Genomic DNA, 12,165 nt, shown 5'->3' with positions numbered 1-12,165 from the left:
CGACAAGTCTTTTTTTAAGGGTCAAGCATTGCTGAAGTTCCAGCGCTGACTTTATTTAAAAGTTTGATGAGTGTCTTTTTTTCACTATTAGTAAGATTTGCCATTAAGTTGGTGGTGCGGCAAAAATGGTCTGGAAGCATTTGAGAAAGCAAGTCTCGTCCTTGTTGTGTTAATTGCAAACGCAGCATTCGCCTGTCTTGTGAGTCAGGAAAGCGTTTGACTAATCCATCTCGTTCCAGTCCGTCAAGGAGTCCTGTGATTGTTGCTTTTGTAACACTCGCTCGTTCAGCACATTCAGAAGGCGTTAATCCTTTCTCGTTAGCTAGAAATAATTGCATTAACAGAGTAAATTTCCCCTTTGAAAGACCATATCGGGCAAAATGAGCGTCTAGGGCTTGATAAACGTCAGCCGTGGTGTGTAGAAAAGCTAAACAAGTTTCGACTGCAGCAATGTCTAACTCTGGATAGCACTTGGCAAAATCCAGTATTGCTTGTTTATCAACGAAGGGACGCAGTATGAGCACAATCAAAAAGGAGTTTGGTTAATAACCTTATTATAAGGTAGCTTAAATTAACTGACTGATTTTTGGCGATCGCCCTCAAGAGTGATTGCGCAAAGCTTCAAAATGGTATGGTATAGATTAAGCTATGCTGCCACGCTTTTTTGCTTCTTTGTAAGAAGTTCCGACATTTTTTATACCGGCTTTAATCATTTCTCTTTCAAGGATGGCAAAGAATCGCGTTTTGTCTCCACCACGTACTACTGCTTGATTGTGCGCTTCGGCGATCGCCACTGGATACCCATATCCTTTCTGCACTTGTGCTAACATCAGTCCCAGTGCTTGGTCAAACATTGTTATATTTTGAGCCACCCAAGATGGAACTTCTATCCGGGCAATTTCGGTACCGACATGCACATAACAAAAGTAAATTTGCTGATTTTGGTACAAATCAAGGATACGAACATTGCTGCGCCATAAACAACTGCGTTGTCCTGGTTTGAGTAGGGTGGACAAAACAGTTGTATCTCGTAACGGTTCAAAAACTTTGCAAGGAACTTTTTCTAGTTGATTTGGACAAAAGCTTGCACAATCTGGTACCTTGTGAGGACAAGCTAAAAGACGTAAAAAGTTGATTCCTTCAACGTTACGAGAAGCACTAAGATAACCTATCAGGGGAATTTGAGCATCACACAACTTTTGCCAAGCTTCCAAGATGGGAGGTAGAATGCGATCGCGTGCTTGTGAGGGTAATTGTTCCAAAAACCAGTAAATCAAAGAACCATCCACCATCGCCAACATCGGAACCTCTTCTGTTCCCTTGTCCTCTTTTACACCGCATGCCAATTCTGCCAGCACTGTTGCTTCACTTGCTGTGCGGCAAAAACTCATCCATTCTTCAGTACGGATACCCCATTTGCGAGAAAAATATAAATCCTCAGGGCGATAAAATATCTCCGGCAAACTATCTAGAACTGGATAACGGTTTTGTCCATAATGTAAGACAACTCTACCGATATTGAGAAGATAACAGTAAGCAATTTCGTGATGACTGGGGGATATTTGAGAACCATCGGTGGCGATGACGGTATGTATTTTAGGAGGAATTGGAATATCAATACAGGTGTTGAGTGGTTCTAGAGGAGTCGCATTAGCAAACAGGATGCGATCGCGCCATTTTTCCTGTCGCTGTACTAACTCGTTCTGACACTTTAAAGCATTTTGAAAATGTTGTTGAGCTAATTCTAAACGCTGGCGACTAGCAGCAGCCTCTTGCGTTAGATGTTGACTCAAACCTTGCATTTGTTTTGCTAATTTAGTAAGGTCAAGCATAGTCAGGAGTTAGGAGTCAGGAGTTAGGAGTTAGGAGTTATAGCAATCCTAGATAGATCGTGAACAAAAAATAAAAAAAACGTAGACGCGGAGCGGCTTCCCGCAGGGTACCGCTAAGACGCAAAGAGCGCAAAGAAAAGAAAGAGAAGAGGAAGAAGGTGTTTACATCCTATTTAGGAAGGCTGTAGGAGTCACGAGTCACGAGTCACGAGTGAATAATTATTATTCTCCCTATCACCCCATCGCCCCATTTTGCCACTCACTTAGAAAGCCACTCAGAGAAATCTTTAGCAAACTGAGGGAGTGATAAGACTTGAATTTGCGAATCATTTTGGGCGGTTACTTTTTCAATTGGAGTATTGTAACCCCAATCTGCAAGAAATAATTTTACCTCATTGAGATCTGGTTGCTGTTGAACAAGCTGTAATGTTTTCAGTCGGTCTTCTACAAACCAGACGCTATCTGGTATTGTATTCGTTTTCTGAATTAATTCTCGCAGAATTTCGTATTTGGGACGCTTGACTTCTTTACCAAAAATGACTTCTTGGGGTAAATCGACTCCTCCTTGTTTCAAGAGTTGCTGTGCAAAACGTCCTTCTTTTGTTGTGATGACGTACAGCTTAGTTATGCTGTCAAGTGTGGCTTTCATCTTCTCCACCACACCAGGATAAAATTTATGTAAACTCAGCCAACTCTCCAAATCTGTGGCAATCCATTCATCCCGAATTTTATCTAGAGTTTTGCCGATTTCTGTAGCCTTCAGATTATCTTTTAACAAAAGTTCTTGGGCAATTTTTGTCCATTCTAGAAGAATATTTTCTTCAGGAATTCCCTCTACTAATGCTTTGACTAAAACAGGCATTTCCCAACCTGTTTCTATCACAGGTCTGAGCTGATAGAATTTTGAGGCTAAATTATTCTGTGGTGTTTCGTCCTCAGGTAGCCAAACTTGGCAGTATGCCCGCCAGGCGACTTCAAAATATTCGATTAATCCGTCGCAAATGACACCATCAAAGTCTAGCGCGAGAATTGTAGGAGTGCTTGCGGTCATTTTTTTGAAGATGAAAACTGCTGCTGTCAGCTTATACCATTTCTTTGTGAGGCTGCGCCAAATTTTCTTGACTTCTTTGTTTCTTTCTTCGTGTCCTATGCCCTGCGGGCACGCTACGCTAATGCGCCCTTTGCGGTACCCTGCGGGAAGCCGCTCCGCGTCTACGTTCCTCATACAGTTGAGCGCATCTATGGCACTTTACGGGCAAGCTGTCGTACAGAATTGGTATTAGCGCTAAATTTAAGATTGATGAAATGATTAAGAAGAACTCAGCTTGGGCTGAACGCAAAACACAGAATATCCCCATTTACTTTTTTTTATAGCCATTTTCGTTTGAATCAAATACACAACAACGTCTCTACTTTTTCTTTGCCTTCCACGTGCCGCCATAAGTATAAAAAGGATTTTCCTGACTCACATGCTGCCAACATTGAGGACAAACAAAAACCCAATCACCTTCTTCTTCGTACTTTACCCGATAAAGAATCGGTGCAGTTAAGCTACACCGATCACAAAGTTTAACTCGATTGGAACGTGCCATTGCCTTCATGCTAAAGCTGAAGCTTGAGGTTTGGCGAAAATCATTCTTCCTGCGGAAGTTTGTAAAGCACTTGTGACGACAACTCGAAGTTCGCCTCCTACATAACTTCTACCTTCTTCAACGACGACCATTGTACCGTCGTCTAAATAGCCAATGCCTTGACTAGGTTCTTTTCCTTCTTTAAGAATCTTCAGGTCAATATTGTCACCAGGTAGATAGGTAGGACGCACTGCGTTCACTAAATCGTTAACATTCAAGACAGGTACTTTCTGAACGCTAGCAACTTTGGATAAGTTGTAGTCATTAGTCAGCAGTGTACCGCTGATTTCTTGAACAAAACGCACTAATTTAGCGTCAACTGTGGTAATATCCTCATAATCAACTGGGTTGATCAGGATACGCTCAGGATATGCTGCCCGAATTCTGTTAAGAATTTCTAGTCCTCGTCTTCCCCGAACTCGCTTTTGGTCTTTGCTCGCATCGGCTACTTGTTGCAACTCTTGCAAGACAAACTGCGGTATAATAATCTGCCCTTCTAGAAATCCAGTTTCTAGCAGTGTTTCAATACGACCATCGATAATACAACTGGTATCTACAACTTTGGTGCTGGCAGGTTTGAGAGTTCCTTCCACAACCAATGTCTCCACGGTGTTGGGATTAATAAGTCTTAATAATCCGCGCCCGTGGGCATCTGCTAAATTCATACCAGTGTAGGATAGTATGATGCTACCGACAACAGCGACCAGCGGTTTTATAAAACTAAAATCTGCTGGGATTGGTAGCAAAAATAGAGGAGCAAGCATTAAGTTTGCTACCAATAATCCAATCACTAATCCAATGGCACGAGTTAAAATAACTTCTAGTGGTAGTTCTCTAACTTGAGACTCCAATCGCCGATATGTGGTTTGGAAACTCAATCCAACCGCACCTCCAAACATGGCGGCAAAAACAGCGACAACCAGGCGTAAAGCTTCCATGTTAGACACTCTAGATAGTGCCCCAGTCGGCAATAGATTCGTGCTGTAGTAACCTATTCCCGCTCCCGCCAGAATGAATGAGAAAATAATAATGGCATCAAGCATCGTTGTATGATTTTCCTGCAACTGTGTAATTCGAGAAAGCAAAGTATTTTTTATTTCCTCGGTTAGATAGATTGAAAAACATTTACAGTCATACTAATGGCTTAGTTTGACAACATCTGCAATCATTATAACCAAAGAGTTTTATGCTTTATCTTTTTCATCTTTTTGTTATAAAACGATAAGAAAATCTAAATAAGACAGTCATTTTCATGAATTCGTTATTGTATCAAGGATATTTAAATTTTTTATAGAAATGATTCAAAAAGTTTCTGTTTCTGATATTCCAAGTTCTGCTTATATTCATATTCCCTTTTGCAGAAGACGATGTTTTTACTGTGATTTCCCTGTATCAGTTGTGGGGGAGCGTTTGCGAGGTGAAACATCTGGTACTATCTCCCAATATGTTAATATGCTATGTCAAGAAATTGCGATCACACCAGCCTTTGGTCAACCATTAATAACAATTTTCTTTGGTGGTGGGACTCCTTCTCTTCTCTCTACAGAACAACTCCAACGGATATTAGAAGCGCTGGACAAACAGTTTGGTGTATCTCCTGGGGTAGAAATTTCAATGGAAATAGACCCAGGTACATTTGATTTGGTACACTTACAAGGTTACCGCAGCGCAGGCGTGAATCGGATAAGTCTAGGTATACAATCGTTTCAAGAAGATCTGTTGCAAGTTTGTGGGCGATCGCATTCAGTCTCTGATATTTTTGCTGCTGTGGATTTAGTTCGGCAGGTGGGGATTCCCGAATTCAGTATAGACTTAATATCAGGGCTACCGCATCAGACTTTAGATAAATGGCAGGAGTCTTTAGAAAAAGCAATTGCTATAGCACCCACGCATATATCAATTTATGACCTCACCATTGAGCCTGGAACTGCTTTTGGTCGTTACTACAAAGTCGGGGATCAACCTTTGCCGACAGATGAAACCACAGTCAAAATGTACCGCATGGCACAGAAAATTTTGACTGGTGCAGGTTACGAACATTATGAAATTTCCAACTATGCACAGCCGGGACATCAGTGTCGCCATAATCGAGTTTATTGGGAAAATCGTCCGTATTATGGCTTTGGTATGGGTGCAGCGAGTTACGTAGAAGGAAAACGCTTCACCCGTCCGCGCAAAACGAAAGAGTATTATCAGTGGGTACAAGATGGTGGTGTGATTGATTGCGAAGTCACATCAGCGAATGAAGTTTTGTTGGAAACCTTAATGCTAGGTTTACGTTTAGCAGATGGTGTGAGTTTGGTGGTTTTAGCCCAACAGTTTGGAGAGGAGAAAGTGGAGAAGATTCACGAGTATTTACAACCACACTTTGAGAAAGGTTGGGTGGAAGTCGTGGAAGGAAGACTGCGGTTGAGCGATCCCGATGGGTTTTTGTTTTCTAATGTCGTGCTGGCAAAATTGTTTAAGGAGTTGGGAGAATAATCCTGTCACTCGCTTCGCTCAAATTCAAAATTCAAAATTCAAAATTCAAAATTAAGAACCCCACGGACGCCAGGTGCTTCAAGTCGGGGAACCCTAGCCCAGCACTGGCTCATAAATCCGGGGGCTTGAAACAACGATGCTGCGCTTTTTCTGTCTCCATTCATAAATGAAGGGGCTTGTACCCTTATTGATCAATTCAAAAAAAACTTCTTGATTTTCTCACGCTCGCGAATGAGCGAATTTTGAATTCAAAAATGGTCAAAAATTAGCTATAAGTGAAGATTAGCATAAAAAAAGAAAATATTTTGTATCTTGTGTTTCACTTATATAGGGAAATTAGTAGTGCTACCAAACAAGCGCCCTTCTACAGAGCAAACTCAACGTTGGACATTTTCTCAACTTTTTGGACGAGCAAGACGTCATCCTTTCATGATTTCACGCTGGGTTTTACGCTGGGCTGTTGTAGGAACTTTTTGTGGTTTATTTGCTGGGCTGTACTGGAATATTTTGGAACTGATGATTCACGGATTGCAAAAATTTCAGGGTTTGAGTCTGGTGTTGATGATGCCATTAGCTGGTTTGGCTATTGGTCTAGTGATTCATTTCCTTGGTAATCCTGGTGAAATTGGCGTCATTGTCGATAACATCCATTTTCAGGGCGGACGTCTGAATGCTCACAAAAATCCTTCAATGATTCTTGCTTCCCTAGTTAGCATATCAGCTGGCGGCAGCGCTGGACCAGAAGCACCACTTGTTCAAGTTACAGGTTCATTTGGCACTTGGGTTGCTGATCGTTTAAGACTCCGAGGTGAAGATCTTAGATCTATGAGTTTAGCAGCGATGGCTGCAGGCTTTACTGCTTTGTTTGGCGCACCTCTTGGTGGTGCAATGTTCGCTCTAGAAATTTTACATCATCAGCATATTGTCGAGTACTACGAAGCCCTCATGCCAGCCATTGTTTCGAGTTGCGCGAGTTATCTAGTCTTTGCGGCTATTACACACTTGGGAATTGCACCAACCTGGCATTTTCCTCAGTACCGCTTAGATAGCATGGATGATTTTGCTGTAGCTATCATGTTTGGGATTGTGGGAGTTGTGGCAGGATGGATTTTTATGGGCATTTTTCGCGGATTTGACCGAATTTTTGCCTTGATTCCTGGACCAATTTATTTGCGCACAACCATCGCGGGGTTGGGATTGGGGATTTTAGCAACTGTGTTACCTCTGACTCGTTATTTTGGACATGAGGAGTTGAATGAGGTTGTTAATCAAAGCTTTCCGATTGTTTTCTTGTTTATACTTGCCTTATCTAAAATGGCTGCCATCAGCATAACAGTCGCTGGTGGATGGCGCGGTGGATTTATCATTCCGTTATTTTTCACTGGTGCTTGTGTTGGTAAAGCTGTCGCAACCTTCATTCCTGGACTTAATCCCACGCTTGCGATGATTTGTACGATGGCGGCTATCAATGCATCTGTGACACGCACACCTATCAGTACGACTTTGCTACTGTCAAAATTGACAAACTTTAGTCCCTTGACTCCAATCTTATTTGCCAGTCTGATTGGATTTTTTCTTGCCCCTAAAGTCCCCTTCATTGCTTCTCAACTCAAGTCTGGACAAGAAACAGTCGTCAGTCATCAGTAGCTAGTTATCAGCTAGCAGTTATGAGCTTAATAACTATTTACTATGACCGCTCATTGCTCACCACACAACCCAGAAAAGAGTAATATATGCTAGAATTGTATCATATCCTAGCAGTTATTCAGCAATAATTGGGAATAATTTTGCGTTTTTCTCAGTATAAAGGCTAAATTTTGCAATTTTTGGAGTTTTTTGGGTTATGACAACCTCTCAGGAGAGGATTATCCCTACTGATCTGCGGAATGAAATGTCCCGGTCATATTTGGAATATGCAATGAGCGTCATAGTAGGTAGGGCACTACCAGACGCCAGGGATGGTCTGAAACCTGTGCATCGTCGCATTCTCTACGCAATGCATGAACTTGGGTTGAGTGCCGATCGCCCTTTTCGTAAATGCGCTCGTGTGGTGGGTGAAGTGTTGGGTAAATATCATCCCCACGGCGACACAGCAGTCTATGATGCTTTAGTGCGGATGGCGCAGGATTTTTCCATGAGAGCTCCCCTAATCGCAGGACATGGAAACTTCGGTTCAGTAGATAACGATCCACCAGCGGCAATGCGATACACAGAATGCCGCTTGGAAGCTTTAACTAGCGATTCTCTTCTACAAGATATCGAATCGGAAACAGTCGATTTCATCGATAACTTTGACGCTTCGCAGCAAGAACCAACAGTTTTGCCAGCACGTATCCCACAGTTACTACTTAATGGTTCCTCTGGTATCGCTGTGGGTATGGCAACCAACATACCACCTCATAACTTGGGCGAATTGATTGATGGGTTGGTTGCACTGATTCAAAATCCAGAAATAACTGATACGCAGTTAATGCAGTATATCCACGGACCTGACTTTCCGACAGGAAGTCAGATTTTGGGGACTGCAGCAATTAAAGAAGCTTATACCACTGGGCGCGGTTCGATTACAATGCGCGGTGTGGCGACAATAGAAACAATTGAACAGCGTGGACGCCCCGACAGAGAAGCCATTATCATCACCGAATTGCCTTATCAAACCAACAAGGCGGCGTTGATAGAAAAAATCGCCGAGATGGTGAACGAAAAAAGGATAGAGGGAATTGCCGATATTCGAGATGAGAGCGATCGCGATGGGATGCGAATTGTTATAGAACTCAAGCGTGATGCTTATCCCAAGGTTGTACTGAACAACCTGTATAAGCAAACGCCCTTGCAAGCGAACTTCGGGGCAAATATGCTGGCGCTGGTGAATGGTGAACCCCAGATACTCACCCTGAAGCAGTTTTTGCAAGTCTTCTTAGATTTTCGCGTTGAAGCGATTACCAGACGCACCCGTTACGAACTGCGCAAAGCCGAAGAACGAGATCACATACTCCAAGGCTTGTTGATTGCCCTGGCGCACCTGGATGAGATTATTAACTTAATTCGCCATGCACCTGATGCACCGACAGCCAAAGGCGAGTTAATCACAACCTACGGACTTTCGGAAGCACAAGCAGATGCAATATTGCAAATGCAACTGCGGCGTTTAACAGCACTAGAAGCAGATAAAATCCGCCATGAGCACGAAGAATTACAAGCAATAATTACTAACTTGCAGGATATTTTGGCACGGCGAGAGCGGATTTTAGAAATCATTCAAAACGAAGTCACGCAACTCAAAGAGAAACACGCCACACCCAGGCGCACAGTCATTTCACCTCTCGAAGGAGAAATTGATGAGCGTGATCTAATTGCCAATGAAAAAGTTCTGATTCTGCTGACTGAGCAAGGTTACATCAAACGGATGGCAGTGAATACCTTTGAAGCACAAAGCCGTGCAACCAGAGGCAAAGCAGCAGCCAAGATGAAAGAGGATGATGGCGTTGAGCATTTTTTGACTTGCTGCGATCATGACAGCGTTCTATTTTTTAGCCAACGAGGAGTTGTTTACTGCCTAAAAGCGTATCAAATCCCCATTAGTTCCCGTACCAGTCGCGGCACACCAATAGTGCAAATGTTGCCCATTCCCAAAGAGGAAAAAATCACCTCAATTGTTCCGGTTGCGGAATTTAGCAGTGATGAATATTTGGTTATGCTCACCAAAGGTGGCAATATCAAAAAAACCGAGTTAGCAGCGTTTAGCAGCATTCGTGCTAACGGCTTGATTGCCATTTCTTTAGAAGAAGGCGATCAACTCCGTTGGGTGCGACGCGCTAGAGTCGAAGACAGCGTGCTCATTGGTTCCCGTCAGGGTGTAGCCATTCACTTTAGATGCGATCACGAACAACTGCGTCCTCTGAGTCGGGCAACTCGTGGAGTCAAATCCATGAAACTCAAACAAGGAGATGAACTGGTAGGAATGGATATTCTCCCCGCCGCCATTCTTGCCACTTTGAATACAGAGGAAGCCGACGTAATCGAGGAAATCGAAACAGAAGAGATTGAAAATGAAGAGTCTACCGAAGTTCCAGGCAACGGCAGTACAGGACCTTGGGTGTTAGTCATTACAATGGGAGGATACGGCAAGCGCGTACCAGTTGCCCAGTTTCGTCTGCAAAATCGTGCCGGTCAAGGTTTAACAGCAACTAAGTTCAAAAATCGCAAAATCAAAGACCAACTAGCAACCTTGCATATTGTCAACAGCGACGACGAAATTATGATGGTCACCAGTCGCGGTATCATTATACGTCAGGCGACAAATGCAATTTCTGTACAATCGCGATCGGCAACAGGAGTGCGAGTGCAACGCCTAGACGAAGATGACGTCATCACCGGAGTGGCAATAGTTCCCTCCGATAGTGTAGATGCAGCAGAAGCAGAATAGAGGACAAGGGGACAACCAGACAAAAAGACAAGGGGAATATCTTAAGACAATTCTCCGTGTCTTGCGAAACCCAATCATCATTTCCTTGTTCAGTGGAGTTTTGATGGGGATAACTGTCGCACCTTTTGGCGCATGGTTCTTAGCATGGTTCTCCCTTGCTCCCCTCTGGATATTCGTTACTGATTCTCCACAACGTAAAAACCTACCTCCCCACCTCTCTACCTCCTCCGCCCTTGCCTGGGGTATCGGATATCACGGTATTGCCCTATCCTGGATCACCGGTATTCACCCCATGACTTGGATGGGGGTTCCTTGGTTGGCAAGTCTGGCGATCGCCCTTTTTTGCTGGATATTCATTACCCTTTGGGGAGCTGTATTAGTTGCGAGTTGGGCAACAGGGATGCGCGTGATTTCCCGTTCTATCCAGAATGGGTTTGTTCGTGTCTTAATTGGCACAGCTGTGTGGTGCGGATTAGAAGCTCTTTGGAGCGCTGGCCCTCTGTGGTGGAGTTCTCTTTCTTACACACAAAGCCCGCATAATATTGTAATTTTACACCTCGGTCAACTTTCTGGACCTGGCGCGGTGACAGCGGCTATTGTTGCGGTAAATGGCTTGATTGCTGAAGCTTTAATAAACCGCCTTAGCGCAGCGTGTCCGCAGGACATAGACGAGGCAGTGCGTTGCCAAGAGAAGTTTGAGCGGAGGTTTCCTCCGATCAAAGCTATGCCCTACGGGCACGCTGCGCTATCGGGGGGTTCCCCCCGTTGTAGCACCTGCCGTGCCAAGAACGCCAAGATTTCCTCTGCGTCTGGGCGCTTCGTTTATTTATCAACCGCCGTAGCAGTATTCATCACTCTTCACCTTATTGGATTTAGTTTATACACTCGTCCTCTTGCTCAACAACCAGAAGCAGCACTAAAAGTAGGAATTGTTCAAGGAAATGTTCCTAACGAAATCAAGCTTTATCCAGAAGGCTTTCGTCGCGCTATTCAAGGTTACACTGCTGGATATTTAAGACTAGCAGACAAAGGTGTAGATGCAGTGCTGACTCCAGAAGGCGCTTTGCCTTTCTTTCAGGATGAGATTATGCGTAGTTCTCTAGTCGCAGCAGTGCGGGAAAAAGGTGTAATTGCGTGGATTGGTGGTTTTTACAAACAGGGAAGCAGCTATACAAATAGTTTATTTACAGTTGCTTTTGATGGTGAAATAAAAAGTCGCTACGGCAAAGCAAAGATGGTTCCTATTGGGGAATATGTTCCGTTTGAATCAATTTTAGGTGGTATCGTTAGCCGTTTATCGCCTTTGGACGAACATCAAGTTCCTGGTTCGCCAAATCAGGTGTTTGACACGCCTTTTGGTCGCGCTATTGTTGGTATTTGTTATGAATCTGCTTTTTCTGGGCAATTTCGCCGTCAGGCGGCGGAGGGTGGGCAATTTATCCTGAGTCCTTCAAATGATGCCCATTACAGTGCAGCGATGCCAGCCCAGCATCACGCACAGGATATCATGCGAGCAATTGAAACTGATAGATGGGCAGTGCGGGCAACCAATACAGGATATTCAGCTTTTGTCAATCCCCACGGCGATACAGTCTGGATGTCTGGACACAATACGTATGAAGTACATGCAGAAACGATTTATCGACGACAAACTCAAACTTTATACGTGCGTTGGGGTGATTGGTTGACGCCGTTATTGTTGGGAACGGGGACTTTAGCATGGTTGGTGAGTAACCGCCGATAGGAAATTTATTTCTACTTGACTCTCTAGTTAACTAGAGATTTTAAAATAAAG

At 43.7% G+C, this 12,165-nt stretch carries 9 protein-coding genes; 4 read left to right on the top strand and 5 right to left on the bottom strand.

Annotation, left to right across the window (positions count from 1 at the left end):
* Nucleotides 1-14: 14 nt before the first annotated feature.
* From DP117_RS04620 to DP117_RS04600, 5 genes are all read right to left on the bottom strand, one after another.
* Entirely contained in the window at nucleotides 15-524 is a 510-nt protein-coding gene (locus tag DP117_RS04620) for a MarR family transcriptional regulator (RefSeq protein WP_169217183.1), read from the bottom strand.
* A 117-nt stretch (nucleotides 525-641) separates the two neighbouring features.
* A complete protein-coding gene (locus DP117_RS04615) occupies nucleotides 642-1,832 on the bottom strand; it encodes a DNA double-strand break repair nuclease NurA (RefSeq protein ID WP_169217155.1) in 1,191 nt (396 codons plus the stop codon).
* A 259-nt stretch (nucleotides 1,833-2,091) separates the two neighbouring features.
* Nucleotides 2,092-2,883, bottom strand: coding sequence for an HAD hydrolase-like protein (locus DP117_RS04610; protein ID WP_169217182.1), 792 nt, complete (start codon nucleotides 2,881-2,883; stop codon nucleotides 2,092-2,094).
* 358 nt (nucleotides 2,884-3,241) lie between these two features.
* Nucleotides 3,242-3,424, bottom strand: a complete 183-nt coding sequence (locus tag DP117_RS04605; RefSeq protein ID WP_169217154.1) for a hypothetical protein — start codon at nucleotides 3,422-3,424, stop codon at nucleotides 3,242-3,244.
* Nucleotides 3,425-3,429: 5 nt separating this feature from the next.
* Nucleotides 3,430-4,506 carry a PIN/TRAM domain-containing protein gene (locus DP117_RS04600; RefSeq protein ID WP_169217181.1) on the bottom strand — a complete coding sequence of 359 codons (1,077 nt, stop codon included), beginning with the start codon at nucleotides 4,504-4,506 and terminating at the stop codon, nucleotides 3,430-3,432.
* Nucleotides 4,507-4,759: 253 nt separating this feature from the next.
* On the opposite strand from DP117_RS04600, the gene hemW reads away from it, so the two are divergent.
* The 4 genes from hemW (at nucleotide 4,760) to lnt (ending at nucleotide 12,114) form a co-directional block, all read left to right on the top strand.
* The gene (gene hemW, locus DP117_RS04595) at nucleotides 4,760-5,944 is read left to right on the top strand and encodes a radical SAM family heme chaperone HemW (protein WP_169217153.1); all 1,185 of its coding nucleotides are present in this window, start codon (nucleotides 4,760-4,762) and stop codon (nucleotides 5,942-5,944) included.
* Nucleotides 5,945-6,286: 342 nt separating this feature from the next.
* Complete coding sequence (locus DP117_RS04590; protein WP_169217152.1) at nucleotides 6,287-7,591, top strand: chloride channel protein; 1,305 nt, start codon at nucleotides 6,287-6,289, stop codon at nucleotides 7,589-7,591.
* A gap of 196 nt (nucleotides 7,592-7,787) precedes the next feature.
* On the top strand, nucleotides 7,788-10,370 hold the full coding sequence (gyrA, locus tag DP117_RS04585; RefSeq protein WP_169217151.1) for a DNA topoisomerase (ATP-hydrolyzing) subunit A: 2,583 nt from the start codon (nucleotides 7,788-7,790) through the stop codon (nucleotides 10,368-10,370).
* On the top strand, nucleotides 10,351-12,114 hold the full coding sequence (gene lnt, locus DP117_RS04580) for an apolipoprotein N-acyltransferase (protein WP_169217150.1): 1,764 nt from the start codon (nucleotides 10,351-10,353) through the stop codon (nucleotides 12,112-12,114). The genes gyrA and lnt overlap by 20 nt, the downstream gene beginning before the upstream one ends.
* Nucleotides 12,115-12,165: the final 51 nt, after the last annotated feature.

This window comes from Brasilonema sp. UFV-L1, assembly GCF_012912105.1.
Classification (GTDB): Bacteria; Cyanobacteriota; Cyanobacteriia; order Cyanobacteriales; family Nostocaceae; genus Brasilonema.
This window is presented reverse-complemented; position numbering and strand designations above follow the sequence as displayed.